At 55.0% G+C, this 19,236-nt stretch carries 19 protein-coding genes; 8 read left to right on the top strand and 11 right to left on the bottom strand.

Annotated features, from left to right (window positions below; all coding sequences use genetic code 11):
• The first annotated feature begins 67 nt into the window (after nt 1–67).
• Nucleotides 68–835, top strand: a complete 768-nt coding sequence (gene tpiA / locus EBC_RS02105) for a triose-phosphate isomerase (RefSeq protein ID WP_013200182.1) — start codon at nt 68–70, stop codon at nt 833–835.
• Nucleotides 836–879: 44 nt separating this feature from the next.
• Here tpiA and pdxR read toward each other — a convergent pair whose 3' ends face one another.
• The gene (gene pdxR, locus EBC_RS02100) at nt 880–2,310 is read right to left on the bottom strand and encodes a MocR-like pyridoxine biosynthesis transcription factor PdxR (protein WP_013200181.1); all 1,431 of its coding nucleotides are present in this window, start codon (nt 2,308–2,310) and stop codon (nt 880–882) included.
• A gap of 89 nt (nt 2,311–2,399) precedes the next feature.
• Here pdxR and EBC_RS02095 point away from each other — a divergent pair, with 89 nt between their 5' ends.
• Together EBC_RS02095 and mqo are read left to right on the top strand one after the other, a co-directional pair.
• On the top strand, nt 2,400–2,852 hold the full coding sequence (locus EBC_RS02095; RefSeq protein ID WP_013200180.1) for a carboxymuconolactone decarboxylase family protein: 453 nt from the start codon (nt 2,400–2,402) through the stop codon (nt 2,850–2,852).
• A gap of 408 nt (nt 2,853–3,260) precedes the next feature.
• The gene (gene mqo / locus EBC_RS02090; protein ID WP_013200179.1) at nt 3,261–4,880 is read left to right on the top strand and encodes a malate dehydrogenase (quinone); all 1,620 of its coding nucleotides are present in this window, start codon (nt 3,261–3,263) and stop codon (nt 4,878–4,880) included.
• Nucleotides 4,881–4,933: 53 nt separating this feature from the next.
• Here mqo and EBC_RS02085 read toward each other — a convergent pair whose 3' ends face one another.
• Nucleotides 4,934–5,518, bottom strand: a complete 585-nt coding sequence (locus tag EBC_RS02085) for a LysE family translocator (protein ID WP_013200178.1) — start codon at nt 5,516–5,518, stop codon at nt 4,934–4,936.
• 136 nt (nt 5,519–5,654) lie between these two features.
• Between EBC_RS02085 and EBC_RS02080 the strand changes: the two genes are divergently transcribed.
• Complete coding sequence (locus tag EBC_RS02080; protein WP_013200177.1) at nt 5,655–7,112, top strand: aminotransferase-like domain-containing protein; 1,458 nt, start codon at nt 5,655–5,657, stop codon at nt 7,110–7,112.
• Between the two features lie 2 nt (nt 7,113–7,114).
• On the opposite strand, the gene EBC_RS02075 is transcribed toward EBC_RS02080, so the two are convergent.
• The gene (locus tag EBC_RS02075) at nt 7,115–7,738 is read right to left on the bottom strand and encodes a glutathione S-transferase family protein (RefSeq protein WP_013200176.1); all 624 of its coding nucleotides are present in this window, start codon (nt 7,736–7,738) and stop codon (nt 7,115–7,117) included.
• A gap of 161 nt (nt 7,739–7,899) precedes the next feature.
• Between EBC_RS02075 and EBC_RS02070 the strand changes: the two genes are divergently transcribed.
• Nucleotides 7,900–8,751 (top strand): PhzF family phenazine biosynthesis protein, encoded by an 852-nt coding sequence (locus tag EBC_RS02070; protein WP_013200175.1) that lies wholly within the window; start codon nt 7,900–7,902, stop codon nt 8,749–8,751.
• Between the two features lie 59 nt (nt 8,752–8,810).
• Here the strand turns inward: EBC_RS02070 and EBC_RS02065 are convergent, their stop codons facing one another.
• Complete coding sequence (locus tag EBC_RS02065) at nt 8,811–9,569, bottom strand: SDR family NAD(P)-dependent oxidoreductase (protein ID WP_013200174.1); 759 nt, start codon at nt 9,567–9,569, stop codon at nt 8,811–8,813.
• A gap of 114 nt (nt 9,570–9,683) precedes the next feature.
• Here EBC_RS02065 and EBC_RS02060 point away from each other — a divergent pair, with 114 nt between their 5' ends.
• Together EBC_RS02060 and yhjD are read left to right on the top strand one after the other, a co-directional pair.
• Entirely contained in the window at nt 9,684–10,583 is a 900-nt protein-coding gene (locus tag EBC_RS02060; protein ID WP_013200173.1) for a LysR family transcriptional regulator, read from the top strand.
• A 57-nt stretch (nt 10,584–10,640) separates the two neighbouring features.
• Nucleotides 10,641–11,642: an inner membrane protein YhjD gene (gene yhjD / locus EBC_RS02055; RefSeq protein ID WP_013200172.1), complete on the top strand. Its 1,002-nt coding sequence runs from the start codon at nt 10,641–10,643 to the stop codon at nt 11,640–11,642.
• A gap of 31 nt (nt 11,643–11,673) precedes the next feature.
• Here the strand turns inward: yhjD and EBC_RS02050 are convergent, their stop codons facing one another.
• From EBC_RS02050 to EBC_RS02025, 7 genes are all read right to left on the bottom strand, one after another.
• Complete coding sequence (locus EBC_RS02050; RefSeq protein WP_013200171.1) at nt 11,674–12,432, bottom strand: CDP-diacylglycerol diphosphatase; 759 nt, start codon at nt 12,430–12,432, stop codon at nt 11,674–11,676.
• A 220-nt stretch (nt 12,433–12,652) separates the two neighbouring features.
• The gene (locus EBC_RS02045) at nt 12,653–13,645 is read right to left on the bottom strand and encodes a sulfate ABC transporter substrate-binding protein (protein WP_013200170.1); all 993 of its coding nucleotides are present in this window, start codon (nt 13,643–13,645) and stop codon (nt 12,653–12,655) included.
• Nucleotides 13,646–13,789: 144 nt separating this feature from the next.
• The gene (pfkA, locus tag EBC_RS02040; RefSeq protein ID WP_013200169.1) at nt 13,790–14,752 is read right to left on the bottom strand and encodes a 6-phosphofructokinase; all 963 of its coding nucleotides are present in this window, start codon (nt 14,750–14,752) and stop codon (nt 13,790–13,792) included.
• Nucleotides 14,753–14,959: 207 nt separating this feature from the next.
• The gene (fieF, locus tag EBC_RS02035) at nt 14,960–15,862 is read right to left on the bottom strand and encodes a CDF family cation-efflux transporter FieF (RefSeq protein ID WP_013200168.1); all 903 of its coding nucleotides are present in this window, start codon (nt 15,860–15,862) and stop codon (nt 14,960–14,962) included.
• A gap of 213 nt (nt 15,863–16,075) precedes the next feature.
• On the bottom strand, nt 16,076–16,375 hold the full coding sequence (locus EBC_RS02030; RefSeq protein WP_013200167.1) for a TM2 domain-containing protein: 300 nt from the start codon (nt 16,373–16,375) through the stop codon (nt 16,076–16,078).
• Nucleotides 16,376–16,483: 108 nt separating this feature from the next.
• A complete protein-coding gene (locus tag EBC_RS24945) occupies nt 16,484–16,723 on the bottom strand; it encodes an ogr/Delta-like zinc finger family protein (RefSeq protein WP_013200166.1) in 240 nt (79 codons plus the stop codon).
• A gap of 60 nt (nt 16,724–16,783) precedes the next feature.
• Nucleotides 16,784–17,896 carry a phage late control D family protein gene (locus EBC_RS02025; protein WP_231853698.1) on the bottom strand — a complete coding sequence of 371 codons (1,113 nt, stop codon included), beginning with the start codon at nt 17,894–17,896 and terminating at the stop codon, nt 16,784–16,786.
• A gap of 146 nt (nt 17,897–18,042) precedes the next feature.
• Here EBC_RS02025 and EBC_RS02020 point away from each other — a divergent pair, with 146 nt between their 5' ends.
• On the top strand, nt 18,043–19,230 hold the full coding sequence (locus tag EBC_RS02020) for a phage tail sheath subtilisin-like domain-containing protein (RefSeq protein ID WP_013200164.1): 1,188 nt from the start codon (nt 18,043–18,045) through the stop codon (nt 19,228–19,230).
• Nucleotides 19,231–19,236 lie beyond the last annotated feature (6 nt).

Here is a 19,236-nt window from a genome sequence, read left to right as displayed (position 1 = left end):
CTGTCTGGCAGACAACGCTGCCAAGGCAGGGTAATTTAACAGCATCGCGCTAAGCGTGGAGGATATAATGCGACATCCGTTAGTAATGGGTAACTGGAAACTGAACGGCAGCAAGCATATGGTCAACGAACTGATTGCCGGCCTGCGTACAGAGCTGAGCAATGTTGACGGCTGCGGCGTAGCCATTGCCCCTCCGGTGATGTATCTGGATCTGGCGAAACACGCTATTTCTGGCAGCCATATCGCCCTTGGCGCGCAGAATGTGGGTGTGAACCTGTCTGGTGCGTTTACCGGTGAAATTTCTGCCGACATGCTGAAAGACGTTGGCGCGAAATACATCATTATCGGCCACTCTGAGCGTCGTACTTACCACAAAGAGAGCGACGAGTTCGTGGCTGAGCAGTTTGCCGTGCTGAAAGCAGCCGGTCTGATCCCTGTGCTGTGCATCGGTGAAACCGAAGCAGAAAACGAAGCGGGTAAAACCGAAGAAGTCTGCGCACGTCAGATCGACGCGGTGCTGAACACCCAGGGCGCGGACGCGTTCAACGGTGTGGTTATTGCTTACGAGCCAGTATGGGCGATCGGTACCGGTAAATCGGCGACTCCAGCTCAGGCCCAGGCGGTTCACAAATTCATTCGTGGCCATATTGCCAAAAAAGATGAAGCCGTTGCCGCTCAGGTTATCATTCAGTACGGCGGTTCTGTTAACGACAAGAACGCCGCTGAACTGTTTGCTCAGCCGGACATCGACGGTGCGCTGGTTGGCGGCGCATCACTGAAAGCAGATGCTTTCGCGGTGATCGTTAAAGCAGCTGCAGCAGCGAAAAACGCCTGATGCTCTGCCTCCTGCGCTGGTCACAGCGCAGGATATTTTCCCCTTCAGCCACACTGCTCGACCAACATTTTTAACCTCAGCGCACTGCTTTCAAATCCCCCTTTCGGCATATTGGTCACGCTAAGCACTAAGCCATAACGACGCCGTTCTGCACACTGATACCAGACGGAAAGCGCCGTTGGCGCCATGCCCCAGGCAAGCGCTTCGCGCGCGATCACGCTGTCCCGCGTGCCAGCAGGCAATTCAATGACCACGCCGAGTGCCGCACGGGTCACCGACGGGAAATGCGGTCGCAAAGCCTGCAACATATTCTCCAGCCGCTCCGCGTACAGCCGTTTCATGCGCCGTAAATGCCGCATAAAATGCCCTTCCCGTAAAAATTCAGCCACCGCATTGTGCAGCACAAAGGAGGAGGCTGGAGACAGTAAAGCCGTGACGTCGCCAAAACGGCTCGCCAGCCTTTCAGGCACCACCAGATAGCCTAAACGCAGTGAAGGGCTGAGGTTCTTACTGAAGGTGCCAATATGCAGCACGCGCTCGGTATCCAGTGAAGCCATTGCCGGTGCCGCCCGGCCATCAAGCTGGAGTTCCCCCAGATAGTCATCTTCGACAATCAGGCCATTGGTTTGCTGCGCCCACTGGATCAGCTCGCTCCTGCGTGCCAGAGAAAGCGTCATGCCCAGCGGCGCCTGCTGGCCTGGCGTCACCAGCGCGATCCGCGCTTCAGGCGCCAGCCGTTTGCCTTCATCCACCCGTATCCCTTCGCTGTCCACCGAAATGCCCACCGGCGTCACGCCGGCCATTTCCAGCGCCTTGCGTGCCAGCAGGTAGCCGGGATCTTCAATCCACGCCTGCTGGTCCCGCAGACCCAGGGTCAGGCAAATCAGTCCGAGCGCGCCCGCATAGCCGTTGGTGATCATGATTTGCGATGCCTGGCAACGAATGCCACGCGTCATCGCCAGATAGCTGACCAACTGTTCCCGCAGCATTACGCTGCCTCGGGGATCGGGATAGCTAACCGGCCGCGTCGCCATCTCACGGGCATGGCGGGTGAGAATGCGCGACCAGACTTTAGCGGGAAACGCATCATCCGCCGGTACGCCCATCTGGAAGGTGAGCGGCGCTAAATCGAAGTCGTGAATAATGTCGAACAGCGGGGACATCACTTTTTGCCGGGCGTCAGCCTTCGAGGTAACCGGCAGCTGTGCCGTGACAAAGGTGCCCGCCGCGCCCTTCGCCACCAGCAACTGGCTGTCTACCAGCATATCGTAGGCATGGCGAACGGTTCCTCTAGCCACCCCAAGCTGAGCCGCAAGATCCCGGCAGGATGCCACGCGCGCGCCAGCCACCAGCCGACCTTCGCGGATAGCGGCGGTCATCTCATCGCGGATCTGCTCGCTGAGCGTCAGTTCCCCACGTCGTGAGAGCGCAATCTGCACGGCAGATGGACCACTGTTTTTGTCAATTCCTGGCACTTTTACTGTCCCATCGAAGAAGAGAGAATCAGCGCCAGCGCGGGGCTATTCAGCCCCTCACCTGCACCAGACCATTAAAGGAAAGAAAAATGAGCGAACGTATCGATTACACCCAGGTTGCCCCGGCTGGCATGAAAGCGCTCGGCGGCGTCTACAACTATGTTGCGCAATGCGGCCTGCCACAGGATCTGATCGAGTTGGTTTTCCTGCGCGTATCGGAAATCAATGGCTGCGCATACTGCATTGATATGCATACCAAAGCATTGCACAAAGGGGGCCTGCCGTGGGACAAAATTGTGCTGACCCAGGTCTGGCGTGAAGCGGGCGACTGGTTCACCTCGCGTGAGAAAGCAGCGCTGGCATGGGCAGAGTCACTAACCTTGATTGCCCAATCCCACGCACCGGATGCGGTCTTCGCGGAGGTTGAGGCGGCGTTCAGTGAAAAAGAGATCAGCGATATGACCATCGCCATTGGCCTGATGAATGCCTATAACCGCCTGGCGATCAGCCACCGTAAACTGCCTGACAGTGCCCCGCGCTAATGTTAAAAAGCTAAACGCGCTGCCAAAAAAAATGATCCCGCACCTGTACGGCTAAAAAGCGCGAGCCGCTGAGGGCTCGATGCCCTCATTTAACCTAAGTCGCTGATTATAAAATAGCTCTTCTGCTCTCACTTCCTCCGACCGCGCCACCCTCACGGCGCGGTATCAATGTTACTAATTTCGTTTGATTTTTCATTCTCATTTTTAATCTTTAAACAATTTTTTAATTGACTGGTAACAATGGTATATTTCTATCGCTTTAACCATTTTCAATACATTCGTTTTAATGTGTGAATTTGCTTAAAAATTACCCTGGAAAAACGAGACAGCAAAACGCGCTCCTCAGAAGCCGAAACTGTTTCACCTGCTTACCATGTTGATCATTCAACATACGGAGAAGTCGCCCTCATGCGAAATTTAGCAGTACGCCTGGCTGGCTGGTTCAACGCAATAAGTTTGGCAAAATCGGTAACGGCTGAAGAAGAGAAAAATGACGTCGATGTGTTGTTGATCGGCGGCGGAATCATGAGCGCCACGCTCGGCACCTATTTACAGGAGCTTGAGCCCACATGGCGTCTTGGCATGGTTGAACGTCTGGACAGCATCGCTGAAGAGAGTTCAAACGGCTGGAACAATGCAGGCACGGGCCATTCCGCGCTGGCAGAGATGAACTACACCCCGGAAAAAAGCGACGGCTCGATTGAGATCAAAAAGGCCGTGGAAATCAACGAATCCTTCCAGATTTCCCGCCAGTTTTGGGCGTATCAGGTGCAAAAAGGCAACCTGCAAAACCCGCGCAGCTTTATCAACAGCGTGCCGCACATGAGCTTTGTCTGGGGTGACGACAACGTCGAATTCCTGAAAAAACGCTTTGAAGCCTTGCAGAAAAGCACGCTGTTCCGTGGCATGGAATATTCAGAAGATGCGGAAAAGGTCAGGGAGTGGGTGCCGTTGATGATGGAAGGTCGCGAAGCGACTGACCGCGTTGCCGCGACCCGTATTCTGACCGGTACCGACGTCAACTTCGGTGAAATCACCCATCAACTGGTGACTTCGCTGCAGAAGAGCCCGCAATTCTCGCTCAAAACCAGTCACGAAGTGCGCGATATCAAGCGTAACGAAGACGGTAGCTGGAGCGTGACCCTCGCCGACCTGAAAAACAACGGTCAGGAAAAAACGCTGCGCGCCAAATATGTCTTTATCGGCGCGGGCGGCGCGGGCCTGACGCTGTTGCAGAAATCGGGCATCCCGGAAGTGAAAGACTATGCCGGCTTCCCGGTGGGCGGCGAGTTCCTGGTCTCCGAGAATCCGGACGTGGTAAAGCGCCATTTGGCGAAAGTCTATGGCAAAGCGTCCGTAGGCGCACCGCCGATGTCGGTTCCGCATCTGGATACGCGGATGCTGGATGGTAAACAGACGCTGCTGTTTGGTCCGTTCGCCACCTTCTCCACCAAGTTCCTGAAGCAGGGTTCGCTGTTGGATATGTTTGGCTCGCTGACCTCTTCCAACATTAAGCCGATGCTGCACGTTGGCCTGAGCAACTTCGATCTGGTGAAATACCTGGTGGGTCAGGTGATGCTGACCGATGACGATCGTCTGAAGGCACTTCAGGAGTACTTCCCGGAAGCCAGAAAGGAAGACTGGCGTCTGGTGAAGGCCGGTCAGCGCGTGCAGATCATCAAGAAAGATGCGGATAAAGGTGGCGTGCTGAAACTCGGCACCGAAGTGGTGACGTCTCAGGATGGCACCATCTCCGCTCTGCTGGGTGCGTCTCCGGGCGCGTCAACCGCTGCGCCAATCATGATCGATCTGATGGCCAAAGTGTTTGAGGATCGCTTCTCATCGATTGAGTGGCAGGCGAAGCTGAAAACGATGATCCCATCGTATGGCAGGAAGCTGAACGGCAACGTGGCGGCGACCGAGAAAGAGCTGGCGGAAACCAGTCGTGTTCTGCAGTTGGAATACACCCCAACCTCAGCCGCGAACGATGAAGCAGAAGAAGCCAATGCGGCGGTGATCGGTAAGTAATTACTGGCCGGGCATCAGGCAATAAAGGGCGGCCGAAAGGCCGCCCTTTCCGATCAGGGGTGAATCACTTCAACTAGCATCCATAACGTCGTCGCCATCAGCGACAGTGCCATCACGGTGTTAAAGACCCGCAGTTTCCACGCCACCTGCAGATGTTTCCCCAACCGGTCTCCCATCGCTGCCCAGATCAGAATGCACGGCAGATTCAGCGCCATAAACCCAATCATCACCGTCAAAATTCCGCTGCTGGCGGTGTACATCAGCGCGACGTTGGTGGCCATCAGCCAGGCTTTTGGGTTGATTGCCTGGAACATCGCCCCGCCCAGCAGCGTCATCGGCTGCGCTTTCTCACGCAATTCTGGCGCGCCGCTGCGGAAAATTTTCCAAGACAGCCAGAGCAGATAAGCCGCGCCCAACAGCGTTAACGGCAGGCGAATGGCGCTCATCCACACCAGCAAGACCTCCAGCAGTAATCCCGCTATCGCCGTCTGGATCGCGCAGCCGATCATGATTCCCAGCAGCATCGGCAGCGTTCTACGCATGCCAAAATTGACGCCAGAGGTCGCCAGCATCAGGTTGTTCGGCCCAGGCGTAATCGACATAACGGTGACATAACTGAAAAAGGAGGGATCAAGCATGGTCTGTATCCTGCAGATGGTTGAGAACACCATGGTAGTGCGGGCAGCAGGATGGTAACAGATTCAGAAATACACTATTGTAATGAGTACAATGTCGAAATGACTTTCACTGTACCCATCACTAAGGCAGGCGATTGTGTCCATTGTCGAACCGCAGGAAAGTACCCTCTATCATCAGCTGGCGGAATCGCTGGCAGAAGCCATCCATAACGGCACTTTCCTGCCCGGCACGCGTCTGCCCGCGATACGACGCTGCGCCAGTAATCATCAGGTCAGTATCAATACGGTGCTGACGGCCTACCGTATCCTTGAAGATCGCGGCCTGATCGAAGCACGACCTCAATCCGGTTATTACGTGCGTGGCATGCTGCCTTCGGTGAAAAGCAGCGGCGATCGGCGGGCGAAAGTGCGCTCTCCCAGCAGCGAGAAGCTGGATTTGATTGATGCGGTTTTTGCCGCGCAGAATCATCCGGACTACACCAATATCTCGCTGGCCTGCCCGCAGAACAGTGATTTTTTTCCCACGGCAAAAATCAGCCGCATTATGGCCTCGCTGTTACGCCGCGAGCCGGAGTTAATTGGCCGCTATGCGTTGCCACCCGGCAGCGAACGCTTACGCCGGGCCATCGCCAAACGCTCGATGGATTTAGGCATGGCGCTGGCGACCGAAGATATCACCCTGACCCACGGCTGTATGGAAGCGCTCCAACTGGCGCTGCGGGCGGTCACCCGGCCCGGTGACTGTGTGGGCGTCGAAACGCCAACCTATTTTTACCTGTTCCCGCTGCTGGCAAGCCTGGGGCTGAAGGTGCTGGAAATCCCCACCGATCCCCAACACGGGATGTCGCTGGATGCGCTGGAGCTGCTGCTACAGGAAAAGCGGCTGCAGGCGATTGTCGCCATGCCCAACGTGCAGAATCCGCTGGGATTCAGTATGAAGCTGGACGATAAAAAGCGGCTGGCGAAGCTGGTCAACCGCTACCAGGTGCCGCTACTGGAAGACGGTTTGTACGGCGAGCTACAGTTCTGCTGGCCCCTCGCGCCTTCGGTGAAAGCCTTCGATACCCAGGGTTGGGTTCTGTACTGCGCCAGTTTTACCAAAACGGTGGCACCTGATTTCCATATCGGCTGGATTGCGGCGGGACGATTTAGCGGTGAACTGGCCAGGCTGAAAGCCGTCTCTTCGCTGGCAGAATCGCGGTTGTTGTCAGAAACGCTGGGCCATTTTCTGGAATCAGGCGGCTACGATCATCATCTACGCACCATGCGCCGCCGCTATGCCGCGCAGCTGGATGAGGCGCGCGGCATTATTGCCCGCCATTTCCCGCAGGGAACCCAGGCAACGCTGCCCAGCGGCGGCTTTGTCTTCTGGGTGGAGCTGCCGGCGAAAGTGGATACCGTCGAGCTGTTCCATCGCCTGTTGCAGGAGAAGATATGTCTGACGCCCGGCGCACTTTATACCCTGAGCGATCGCGGGAACAGCGCGCTTCGCCTGTCTTGCTGCTATCCCTTTGATGAGCGCTACACCTGGGCACTGAAGCGAACCGGTGCGGTGGCCTGTGAACTTAGCGGGCTGGAAGCGGGTATCGCCTGAGATTACGGCGTGCCGTTGCGGCCATAGGTCGCATAGCCTTTGCGCAGGGTCAGTCGCTCGTAATAGGCCCGCACCGCCGGAAAGTCAGGATGGTCCAGCGGCGTTTCATACCAGCGGTTAACCGACAGTCCGACCGGGATATCCGCCAGCGAGAAGGCTTTGCCCGCAACATACGCGCCGGTACGTTCCAGCTGCGCATTGAGAATGCCCATGGTATGCGACCAGCCTTTACTCGCCGCGGCCAGTAAACGCGGATCCTGATGCGCCGGAGAGTGGCGAACCAGCGACATAAAGGCGTAGCGCCAGGAGGTATTCAGCTCGGTGGCCTGCCAGTCAATCCACTGATCGACGGGCGCACGGGCGCGGGGATCCTCGGGATACAGCCAGCCGCCGCCGTACGCATTGGCCAGATAACGGATAATGGCGTTGGATTCCCAAAGGATGAAATCCCCTTCCTGTATAACCGGGATCAGGGCATTGGGATTCATGTTTTTGAAGGCGGCGTCCTGGGGGGATTTAAATCCGTCGCCCCAGTCTTCCCGGCGGAAGGCAATGTCCAGCTCTTCACAAACCCACAGCACTTTGCGAACGTTGATTGATGAGGCGCGTCCCAGTATTTTCAGCATAGTTCCGTCACTTTTTTGTGCAGCGTGGAGCTATTAATACCCATATTCGGTCAGGCTGACAATGGCTAACCCCCTGCTGCCTCAACAATGTGATTTCCGCCGGCTTAAGCAGGCAATTTTCGGTCTACTCTTGCAACATGCCAATCAGAAGGACTTTAGTGATGACACAGTTACGTGCATTTAAACAGGTTGATGTCTTTACCTCTTCACCGCTCAACGGCAATCCGCTGGCGGTGATTATGGATGCCAGCGGCCTGAGCGATGAGCAGATGATGTCCGTTGCCCGTTGGACCAATCTGTCAGAAACCACCTTCGTGCTGCCGGCTGAAGATCCCGCCGCGGACTATCGGGTGCGCATCTTCACCCCGGATCTGGAACTGCCGTTCGCCGGGCATCCGACGCTGGGTACCGCCCATGCGCTGCTCGAAGCGGGCGTCACCGTGAAAAATCCCGGCAAGATTGTGCAGGAGTGCGGGATTGGTTTGGTCACCATCAAAATTTCCGCCGAGGGTGCGCTGGCCTTTGCCGCACCGGAAGCCACGCTGACCGGGTTCAGCGATGCGCCGTTAAGCAGTGCCCTGAACAGTGATGCGCTGGAAACTCAGCTGCCGGTAATGGTGGCCGATATGGGCATTCGCTGGTTGCTGGTGCCGATGCAATCCGCTGAGGCGGTGCTGGCGATCAAACCGAATATCGTGGAGTTTGAACGGCTGTTGCGGAAAGCGCAGGTGAACGGCGTGATGCCGTTTGGCCCGCTGGACGGTTTGCCCGAGCAGTATGAAGTGCGTGGCCTGCTGGTCGAGAACGGCTCCTTCACTGAAGATCCGGTCACCGGCAGCGCCAACGCCTGTCTGGCCCGCTATCTTCAGGCACAGGGCGTTGAGCTGGATTATCGGGTTCGCCAGGGGACGGCGATGAAGCGCGCAGGCAGGCTGAGCGTCACCTACGCCAGCGATGGCCTGTGGATTGGTGGACAAACCGTCACGGTTATCGACGGGACGCTCGCCGTTTAAGCACGCCAGTCACGGCCGCCGCTCTGCTGGCGTTGGATCCAGAGAGCGGCGCCAGAGGATTACATAAACATGCCGCCGGACGCTTCAATACGTTGACCGTTGATCCAGCCGCTCTCATCGCTGAGGATCTGCGCGACGGCATTGCCGATGTCATCCGGCAAACCGACCCGTCCCAGCGCCGTTTGCGAGGCGACAAAGGCATTCACTTCCGGGTTATCACGCACCATCCCACCGCTAAAGTCGGTGGCAATCGCGCCTGGCGCCAGGATATTCACCGCAATCCCACGCTTACCCAGTTCTTTCGCCTGATAACGGGTCAGCACTTCCATCGCCCCTTTTACCGACGCATACGCACTGGAGCCTGGCAGGCTAAAGCGCGCCAGTCCGCTGGAGATATTCAGGATACGTCCGCCGTCCACCAGCAGCGGCAGCAGCGTCTGGGTCAGGAAAAACGGCCCTTTGAAATGGACATTCACCATCTCATCAAACTGCGCTTCGGTGGTCTCCTCGAAACTGGCGTGAAGTGCGGTCCCGGCATTGTTCAATAAATAATCAAAATGCTCTCTTTGCCAGACAGCGTTGAGCTGTTTTTTCACTTCAGCCGCAAAGGCCACGAAGCTCTTGCTGTCGCCAACATCCAGCTGAAGCGCCACGGCACGGGCTCCGAGCGCCTCAATACGCTGCACAACCCGATCGGCTTCCGGCTGCTTGCTACGGTACGTCAAAATGACGTCAACGCCTTTAGCGGCCAGTTTCAGGGCGGCATTCTCACCTAAACCCCGGCTTCCGCCGGTGATCACTGCGATTTTATGGCTCATTTTCTTCTCCAGTCTGTTTCTGTGGACAAAAAACAGGATATTACCTCCGTTCTGATCTATAAATGTCCTGAATGACGCTTCACTGTTTCATTCCGGACAACAACAGGCGCAAAAATGGATAAAATTCACGCAATGCAGGTGTTTGTCAGAGTCGCGGAGTTGCAGAGCTTTACCCGCGCGGCAGACAGCCTGGGTTTACCGAAAGGCAGCCTGTCGCGTCAGTTACAGGCGCTGGAAAACAGCATGGGAACGCGACTGCTGCACCGTACCACCCGCCGCGTGCAGCTGACCCAGGATGGACTGGTGTATTACGAGCGCTGCCGTGATGTGCTGGCCACGCTGGAAGAGATGGATTCCCTGTTTCAGCACGATCCCACCACGCTCAGCGGCCGGCTGCGGGTGGATATGTCGGTCAGCCTTGCCAGTAATTTCATCCTGCCGCTGCTGCCGCAATTCTTGCAGCAATACCCGGGGATCGAGCTGGAGCTGAGCAGCAGTGACCGCCGTGTCGATGTGATTCGGGAAGGCTTTGACTGCGTGATCCGTGGCGGCACCCTGGGCGACTCCGGGCTGATCGCGCGTCCGTTAGGGAAAATGACGCAGATAAATTGCGCCAGCCCTGACTACCTGGAACGGTTTGGCACCCCACAGACCCTCGACGATCTGGGACAACATGCGATGGTGCATTACAGCCAGCAGCTGGGCGTCCATCCGCAAGGATTTGAGTACTGGGACGGCAAAACAACCCGCTTTATCCAGACCGGCGGCGCGGTCACCGTCAACAATACGGTAACCTACCAGTCGGCCTGTCTGTCCGGACTTGGCATCATTCAGGCGCCTCTCGCCGGAATGAAAGCGTCACTGGCCAACAAAACCCTGGTGGAAGTTCTGCCGCATTTTCGGGCTGAACCGATGCCCATCTCGCTGATTTATCCCCACCGCCGTAACCTCGCCCGTCGGGTGCACGTTTTTATGGAATGGATCACTCAGACGATGAAAAAATACGTTACCTGAGTGCGGGGCTATAATTTCAGGCAGGTACATTCATTTGAAGGACATGAAGAAGGTGACATGAAGGAAAACCAATCCGCTGAAAACCAGCAAGAAGACAAACCGCTGATCAATATCAAGACAGGCAATCACACCGTTGATAAATCCATTACCCGGGTTTCAAAGCTGGCGAGTTGGTTCCAGGCCATTCCCGCCGTGGCGCATTTTCTGCGCGCGGGTGAACGCTTTAACGATCGACTGGGCAGCCAGTTTGGCGCGGCGATTACCTATTTCTCATTTCTCTCGCTGATCCCGATCCTGATGGTCTCCTTTGCCGCCGTCGGTTTTGTGCTGGCGTCTAACCAGGACCTGCTGACGCAGTTGATCAATAAGATCGTCGACAATATCAGCGATCCCACGCTGGCCTCGACGCTGAAAAACACCGTTAATACGGCGATTCAGCAGCGTACTACCGTCGGACTGACCGGCTTGTTCATTGCGCTCTATTCCGGGATTAGCTGGATGGGCAATCTGCGCGAGGCGATCCGCGCCCAGTCGCGCGATGTCTGGGAAAGAAACGAGCAGGACAAAGAGAAAATCTGGCGGCGCTATTCCCGCGACTTTATTTCGCTGACCGGACTGGTGCTGGCGCTGATTATCACGCTGTCACTGACATCTATTGCCGGCGCGGCGCAGGATATGATTGTGCGGGCATTAGGACTGGAGGGAATCGACTGGCTGAAACCGGCGATGACGCTGATTGCGTTGTCGATTTCCATTCTGGCGAACTATCTGCTGTTCCTGTGGATTTTCTGGATCCTGCCACGGCATAAGCCGCGTAAAAAAGCGTTATTCCGTGGGACCTTGCTGGCGGCGATTGGCTTTGAAGTGATTAAATTCATTATGACGCTGACCCTGCCTAAGCTGGCGTCTTCGCCTTCCGGCGCAGCTTTTGGGTCGGTGCTGGGACTGATGGCCTTTTTCTACTTCTTTGCCCGTCTGACCCTGTTCTGCGCCGCGTGGATTGCCACGGCGAAGTACAAGGACGATCAACCCATCGAGCCAGAGGCTAAAAAAGCCTGAGGCAGGGACTTAAGGGCAGCCGGGGTTGCCCTTAAGACTTGAGGATGCTGCAACTGTGGTCCTGCAACTCTTCAGCAGAACCCCGGTTCATCAGTAACAGATTACGTTTGATCACCATCATCACGCGACGGCCATCTGGCAGCGCCGCAACGGCAATGCCGTATTTGTACATCTCTTCCCGCGCGCCGGGGATCTCTCTGGCGAGACGCAGAAACGGACTCATCTTTTTGATCTCGTCGCGGGTAACCGCCCGCACCTGATAGGTATGCCCAGCCAACTGCTCGGATTGCCATAGGCTGGTCAGTTTAGGGCTGAGGCTGTCCAGCTGTTGGCGAATATCCGGGCGCAGGCAGGAGATATGAATATGCAGCTGATTCTGCGTTCTTCCCCGCTCTGAATTAATGCTTAACGCATAGGCACTGTCATCGATGGGCGCACCGCGCTTTTCTTCCATAAAATGACGCGAGCGCCAGGCTTCTGCAAAGAAATTGGGCGTAGCAGGATTGAGTAAGGCCGGACTTTCAATACCGGTAATCTTTTCCACCGGCATTAATAAAAACTGCAGAGGACCCACGCGATCTTTCAGGACCACATAACCATTGCGCAAGTCGACCTGACGACAGGGTGTGGGATCGTTATTTTGATTTTGGTTAGGCACACATTTTTGACTGACAATTTTCCATAACGCATCCGAATTGTTTTTATAATTCAACGCTATCGAGGCACAGCCCGCCGTCAAAATTACCCCTGCAATACCCACTACAATCAGGACCCGCTTTCGCCCCTGCATCATTGAAACCTCTGCTCATAATCTGCTCGTAATGTAAACGAATTACGGATAAAGATCATGTCAAATAATCAATCGCGGTGACCATTTTTCTGGGCTGGGATAAATCGACTTAAGGCAGTATTCGGAAGGGTTCGGAAAGGGTAAGGAAGGCGTAAATAAGCAGTAAAGACCGTGGATAAGGCAAATCAGGCGGTGAAGGTATTCACCGCCTGGGTAACAATTAATCGGGTTTCATAATCTGGTCGTAAGTGCCACCATCGGCAAAGTGTGTTTTCTGAGCCTGAGTCCAGCCGCCAAACTTATTATCAATGGTAAACAGTTTCACCGGCGCAAAGGTGCTGGCAAACTTCTTGGCGACCTCAGGATCGCGCGGGCGATAGTAGTTCTCTGCCGCGATGGTTTGACCCACTGGCGAGTAGAGATACTTCAGGTAGTCATCGGCCACTTTACGGCTGTCACGCTCGTCGACCACTTTATCCACCACGGATACGGTCGGTTCCGCCAGGATTGATTCACTTGGCGTCACGATCTCAAACTTGTCTTTACCCAGCTTATTCACCGCCAGGTAGGCTTCGTTTTCCCACGCGATTAGCACATCGCCTAAGCCACGTTCTACGAAGGTATTGGTCGCGGCACGCGCGCCGGAATCCTGAACCTCAACGTTCTTATACAGGGCTTTGACGTAAGCCTGCGCTTTCGCCTGATCGCCATGGTTCTGATCCAGTGCCCAACCCCATGCCGCCAGATAGTTCCAGCGTGCGCCGCCGGAGGTTTTTGGATTCGGACTGATCACCGACACGCCAGGTTTGATCAAATCATCCCAGTCGTGGATTTGCTTTGGATTGCCTTTGCGGACCAGGAAGACGATGGTCGAGGTGTAAGGAGCAGAGTTGTCTGGCAGACGTTTAATCCAGTTTTTGTCGATACGACCGCGTTCAGCAATGGCATCCACATCAGATTCTAACGCCAGCGTAACCACATCGGCACGAATGCCATTGATGACGGACGTCGCTTGCTTACCGGAGCCACCATGGGATTGACGGACGACAACATTGTCACCTGTTTCCTGCTTGTAATGCGCGCTGAAGGCCTTGTTGTACTGTTCGTACAGCTCACGCGTTGGATCGTAAGAAACATTCAGCAGCTGAATATCTTTCGCCAGCACGCTGGTTGAAGCCAGTAACAGGGTAAATCCCATACACCACTTATTCATTACTCTCTCTCCCAAAGGTTTTCGCTGTAGGAGAGCCTGACACAAACCTATCCACGATTTAAAGAATTAAAAACAAGCTTTAATAACCTAATGGAATATAGCAAGGCAGTAAAAAGGCGCTGGGTTTCAGCGCCTTGATTTTGCTTAATAAAGCTTCTTGGCGGTATCCAGCCAGTCACCTTTGAAGGGACGCTTCATGTTTTCAATCGCATCGATGATGTCGTGGTGCACCATCTTCTCATTCTGAATACCGACACAACGGCCGCCGTAGCCCTGCAACAGCAGCTCAATCGAGTAGGCGCCCATGCGGGATGCCAGGATACGGTCGTAAGCGACCGGCGCACCGCCGCGCTGGATATGGCCCAGCACCGTTGAACGGGTCTCACGCTTGGTTTCAGCTTCAATGTATTTGGCCAGCTCATCGATATCGCAGATGTGCTCGGTAATGGCCACGATAGCGTGCTTTTTACCTTTGGCGATGCCCGCTTTGATCTCTTCTACCAGCTCTTCGCGGGTGTAAGGGATTTCAGGCAATACGATAAATTCACAGCCACCGGCGATGGCCGCAGCCAGCGTCAGATCGCCACAGTAACGGCCCATCACTTCAACGATGGAAATACGCTGGTGAGAAGAAGACGTGTCACGCAGACGGTCAATCGCTTCGACGACGGTTTCCAGCGCGGTGAAGTAACCGATGGTGTAATCCGTTCCGGCCACGTCATTATCAATGGTGCCCGGCAAGCCGATGCACGGGAAACCCATCTCAGTAAGACGCTTGGCGCCCATGTAAGAACCATCACCACCGATAACTACCAGCGCATCAATCCCGCGCTTTTTCATGTTCTCGATGCAAACGGTACGCACTGACTCTTCACGGAACTCCGGGAAACGCGCGGAGCCCAGGAAGGTGCCACCACGGTTAATCATGTCAGATACGCTGTAACGGTCCAGATTGGCCATGCGATCTTCATACAGGCCCAGATAGCCATCGTAAACGCCACACACTTCCAGGCCTTCGCTCAGGGCGGCACGTACCACGCCCCGGATGGCTGCGTTCATTCCTGGCGCATCGCCACCACTTGTCAGTACACCGATTTTTTTAATCATGACAACCTCTGAACTTGTTGATGCAAAATTAGAATTCTGAGCGCCCTGGAAGGTCGGCGCATAGGCGAGCTTACCCACTAATGATGGCAATAGTATATCAAAGCCAGGCAGCTGAATTGATTCAGGTCAGTCATGATTCAGCTATTTTTTTTGCGCCGCGTCACGTTTTTCACAATCATTGCGCTAACCCATTTATTTCCCGAGGAATTATAGATCAAGTCCCCGCGCCCGTTCAGCCGGTACCACCGAGCAGGGATCCTGATGAATGATCACATCCGACCCCGGAAAGCGGCTTAACAATGCCTTTTCAACGTCTTCTGCCATTTTGTGCGCCTGATAAAGGGGCAAATTATCGTCCATTTCCAGATGCAGCTGAATAAAACGGGTTGGGCCCGACTGACGGGTACGGATATCATGTGCGCCCTGAACGCCCGGCCAGTTTGTGGCGATATCAATGATCGTCTGCCGGTCCTCATCCGGCAACGCCCGATCCAGCAGCGCCTGAACGGCATCGTAGCCCATGCGCAATGCGCTGGTTAAAATCCACACGCCAATCCCCAGCGCAAACAGCGCATCCGCACGCTTAAAGCCGTACCAGCTTAGCCCCAACGCCAACAGAATGGCCCCGTTCATGATCACATCAGACTGGTAATGCAGCATATCGGCGCGGATAGCCACGCTGCGGGTGCGCTTGACCACCCAACGCTGGAAAGTGACCAACACCAGAGTGGAAAACAGGGCGATCAAGGTGACGACGATACCGATTAACGGTCCGCGCATTTCATTGGGCGTCGCCAGGTGTTGGAGACCGGTGAGGAACAGGAACAGTGCAGAACCGGAGATAAACATGCTTTGGGCCAGCGCGGCCAGCGATTCTGCCTTGCCGTGACCAAAGGTATGCTCGCGGTCAGCAGGCTGAAGGGAGTAGCGGACCACAAACAGATTGGTCAGTGAGGCGGCGATATCGACGAGGGAGTCGACCAGGGCGGCCAGCAGGCTGACGGAGTCGGTGTACCACCAGGCAAAAATCTTCACCAGCAGCAGCACCGAAGCCAGCATCGTGGCGGCCAGTGCGGCGCGATTCACCAGACGTGCGTAGTGTTGATCCATGCCACACTCCCTTAAGTTGAGTGCGTAAGTATACTGGATTTCAGGCAAAAAAAAGCCCCGCCATCATGGCGGGGAAGACAGGGATGGTGATTATTAACACCGATTAAAAATATGAAATAAAAGGATTTATTTCTATCAATGTCCACACATTGACCACATCAAAAAAAAAGCCCACTTGATAAGCGGGCTTATTTTTAAGTCTTTGCAGTGGCCTTAGCCGTATTTTCTGGCGAAATCTTCATCAGATGAACACAGGTAGAGAATAAATTCGATAAAGGCTATTAGTGCTGGAATGAACGTCCAGCAAAAAATTAAGTATAAAAATCCCTGTCCCACACGGCCCAGATAGAACTTATGCACACCAATCCCACCAAAGAAGAAAGCCAGAAGCGCAGCAGCAATCCTGCTTTTCTTTCCCACCTCTGAACCTTGTGTCGCCCCGCACTGCGGACAAGCTTTAGCGGAACTATGAATTTCCTTACCGCAGCCACGACAAAAAACCATTCCAGACATATAAAACTCCATCTTCATAAATTAAAAAAGTAACATTTGAGTTATCGGCACTGACTTAAATTTTTTTAATCGAAATTAAAAACCCCGCTTTACGGGGTTTGGTTTTCTTCAGAGTGATAAGGCTAACTGATCATCCCCGTAGTTTGAGCTTGGAAAAATTCCTTTCGGCACGTTATGCGCTGCTACGGGAGTGACGTGATTCAGAAAATGCTCCACCGAATCTAGGGTTGTGAAAGTCACACCACAAGCCAGATTATTACACTGGTGATAACTGCGGCGCGTCAGTTCACTTAGCCTGACACTGGTACGGGTTTTAGCACTGGCATTGCATTTCGGGCAGGTGAACATAGAACCTCACCACAATCTGATTAAACTCGCGGGCATTTTAAGATAACTCCGAAAAATATGCTATTCCGTTTCGTACGTTTCTTCAGCAACATCCCAGCCGTTAATCCGCACCTCCAGCTCCAACCCGGTGATAAATCCATTGTCGTCAATCGTATGCGTCACACGGTTAATTACCCAATCCGCAGCGTCAATCAAAGGTTTAAATCCGGTTACGTTGGCGTGTAATTCCGGGTAGAGGTCTTCGCGGCCCCGCGCCAGGGTAATGCTGAACTCAGCAGCACCGCGCTGTAACTCCGCCCACTTCGCCGCCGCCGCACGTCGGGCAGCACGCTCGGTTTTGAACGTCTTGCGCATGACGAAAACATTGCCCTCAGCGCCCTCCACATAGCCCCCTTCTTTTTTAGAGGATGCAGGCGTGACGTTTATCGGCTTCTTTTTTTTCCGGCGTTTAATCGCCGTGGGCTTTTTCTTGCCGAAGTTGAGATCAAGCCAGTATGCCTGGACTCCGGTATAAGCGTCACGGTCAGCAATCCGGAATGAATGCCCGTCACCACTGGCGCGAGTAATCATGACGGAGGGCAGCACGCAGCCGCTTTGTGAAATACCCATGCCTGGCACGATAAACAACAGGCGTCCATTTTTTATAGTGGCAACCGCGCCAATTATTTCCGCCATCCGTGTCAGGAAGCTTATATCCGATTCACTCGTCTGGTCAGCGTGGTCAATTTCCACATCCTTTAACGACGCACTGACGGCGGGGATCAGGTTATAGCGACCGGCAATGGCGGAAACCACCGCGCCGACGGTCACGTCGTGCCAGCTGTATTCGCGCTTAACGTTGAAGTCCTCACGAAAATCTGCGCTGCGGGCGGTGATCACCAGCCGGTCAGGCGGCCCCTGATGGGTAATTTCATCCACGGTATACACGCCTTTATCAACCAGTGGACGATTAGCCCAGCCGATAGCAACCGAGATCTCAGCGCCTCGCGACGGCATAACAACCAGCCCGTCAGTATCATCAATCGTCAGCTCCAGCCGGTCAGCTTCAAAGCCCCGGTTATCGGTCAACGTCAACGACATCAGCCGGTCATCCAGACTCGTCAGCACCACGCCTTGTATCGTCAGCCGGTAAGCAGGCTGCGGTGATAGATCATCGTCAAAAATAGTCAGCATAAATCCCCCTGCCTGCATCCTCGCCCGCGTGAGGGTCGACGTCAGCTGGCGCAGGTTGTCAGCCGCCAGCGACAATCGCCACAGCGTGATAAGGGGGCCGCGCTTCACGATGATGTATTGCACGCATCAACCAGAGGCAACAAAGCATGAGTGAAAATTATCATCACGGCGTCCGGGTCAAAGAAACAACCGACCTCAGCACCATGATCCGCGATATCGACACAGCCGTAATTGGCGTGGTCTGTACCGCTGACGACGCCGACGGAGTTACCTTCCCGCTCAACACGCCAGTATTACTGACGCGTGTCCGGGATTATCTCGGCAAAGCCGGGAAAAGCGGCACGCTCTACACCACCCTGAAAGCCATTTCTGACCAGGCCAGCCCGAAAACGGTCGTTGTCCGCGTTGCGGATGCCTCGCAGGTTATCCCGGCTGAAGGTGAAACCGCTCCTACGCAGGATCAGCTGGTTATCGGCGGCGTTGGTGCCGATGGCCGTTACACCGGCATGTTTGCACTGCTGACCGCCGAGCCACGCGTCGGTGAACATCCCCGCGTGCTGGCCGTACCGGGTCTTGATACGAAAGTGGTGGCGCTTCAGCTGGCGGTGATCGCCGAGAAGCTACGCGCTTTCGCCTACGTCGGCGCCCACGACTGTAAAACCATTGCCGAAGCCAAAGCCTGGCGCGAAGACTTCAGCGAGCGCGAAATCATGGTGATTTACCCTGACTTCATCGCTTACAACAGCCTGACCGCCGCTAACGAAACCGTCCCGGCAGCGGCTTACGCTATCGGCTTGCGGGCGAAAATCGACGCAGAACAGGGCTGGCACAAAGTGCTGTCGAACGTGCCGGTATCAAACGTGCTGGGCATTTCGGCAGACGTTTACTGGACGCTTCAAGGCGAAGATACCGATGCCGATGACCTTAACAGCAAAGGCATCACCACGCTGATTAAGCGCGATGGCTTCCGCTTCTGGGGTTCCCGCACCTGCGATGAAGAAACCTACTTATTCGAAAGCTATACCCGCACCGCGCAGACCCTCGCTGACACCATCGCCGAAGCGCATTTCCCCTACGTCGATAAACCTCTCACGCCGTCGCTGATTAAGGACATTGTGGACGGCATCAACCGTAAGGGCGCTGCTCTGGTGACCGCTAATCGCCTGCTGGGGTTCAGCTGCTGGTTTGATTTTGCCGGGGACAACACCACCGAAGCGCTGCGCGATGGCAAGGCCACCATTCGCTACAAGTACACCCCCGTTCCGCCGCTTGAAGACCTGACGCTGATTCAGGAATTCACGGCTGAATACTTCGCTACGTTCGCGACGGTGTAAGGAGAA

The organism is Erwinia billingiae Eb661 (assembly GCF_000196615.1).
GTDB classification, from domain to species: Bacteria; Pseudomonadota; Gammaproteobacteria; order Enterobacterales; family Enterobacteriaceae; genus Erwinia; species Erwinia billingiae.
This window is presented reverse-complemented; position numbering and strand designations above follow the sequence as displayed.

Excerpts from the sequence above, each read along its gene's own strand:
- EBC_RS02025 (WP_231853698.1), bottom strand. The coding sequence starts at position 17,896 with ATGCTGACTATTTTTGACGATGATCTATCACCGCAGCCTGCTTACCGG.
- tpiA (WP_013200182.1), top strand. The coding sequence starts at position 68 with ATGCGACATCCGTTAGTAATGGGTAACTGGAAACTGAACGGCAGCAAG.
- EBC_RS24945 (WP_013200166.1), bottom strand. The coding sequence starts at position 16,723 with ATGTTCACCTGCCCGAAATGCAATGCCAGTGCTAAAACCCGTACCAGT.
- mqo (WP_013200179.1), top strand. The coding sequence starts at position 3,261 with ATGCGAAATTTAGCAGTACGCCTGGCTGGCTGGTTCAACGCAATAAGT.
- EBC_RS02070 (WP_013200175.1), top strand. The coding sequence starts at position 7,900 with ATGACACAGTTACGTGCATTTAAACAGGTTGATGTCTTTACCTCTTCA.
- EBC_RS02085 (WP_013200178.1), bottom strand. The coding sequence starts at position 5,518 with ATGCTTGATCCCTCCTTTTTCAGTTATGTCACCGTTATGTCGATTACG.
- EBC_RS02020 (WP_013200164.1), top strand. The coding sequence starts at position 18,043 with ATGAGTGAAAATTATCATCACGGCGTCCGGGTCAAAGAAACAACCGAC.
- pfkA (WP_013200169.1), bottom strand. The coding sequence starts at position 14,752 with ATGATTAAAAAAATCGGTGTACTGACAAGTGGTGGCGATGCGCCAGGA.
- yhjD (WP_013200172.1), top strand. The coding sequence starts at position 10,641 with ATGAAGGAAAACCAATCCGCTGAAAACCAGCAAGAAGACAAACCGCTG.
- EBC_RS02095 (WP_013200180.1), top strand. The coding sequence starts at position 2,400 with ATGAGCGAACGTATCGATTACACCCAGGTTGCCCCGGCTGGCATGAAA.
- EBC_RS02030 (WP_013200167.1), bottom strand. The coding sequence starts at position 16,375 with ATGTCTGGAATGGTTTTTTGTCGTGGCTGCGGTAAGGAAATTCATAGT.
- EBC_RS02075 (WP_013200176.1), bottom strand. The coding sequence starts at position 7,738 with ATGCTGAAAATACTGGGACGCGCCTCATCAATCAACGTTCGCAAAGTG.
- EBC_RS02060 (WP_013200173.1), top strand. The coding sequence starts at position 9,684 with ATGGATAAAATTCACGCAATGCAGGTGTTTGTCAGAGTCGCGGAGTTG.
- EBC_RS02050 (WP_013200171.1), bottom strand. The coding sequence starts at position 12,432 with ATGCAGGGGCGAAAGCGGGTCCTGATTGTAGTGGGTATTGCAGGGGTA.
- EBC_RS02065 (WP_013200174.1), bottom strand. The coding sequence starts at position 9,569 with ATGAGCCATAAAATCGCAGTGATCACCGGCGGAAGCCGGGGTTTAGGT.
- fieF (WP_013200168.1), bottom strand. The coding sequence starts at position 15,862 with ATGGATCAACACTACGCACGTCTGGTGAATCGCGCCGCACTGGCCGCC.
- EBC_RS02045 (WP_013200170.1), bottom strand. The coding sequence starts at position 13,645 with ATGAATAAGTGGTGTATGGGATTTACCCTGTTACTGGCTTCAACCAGC.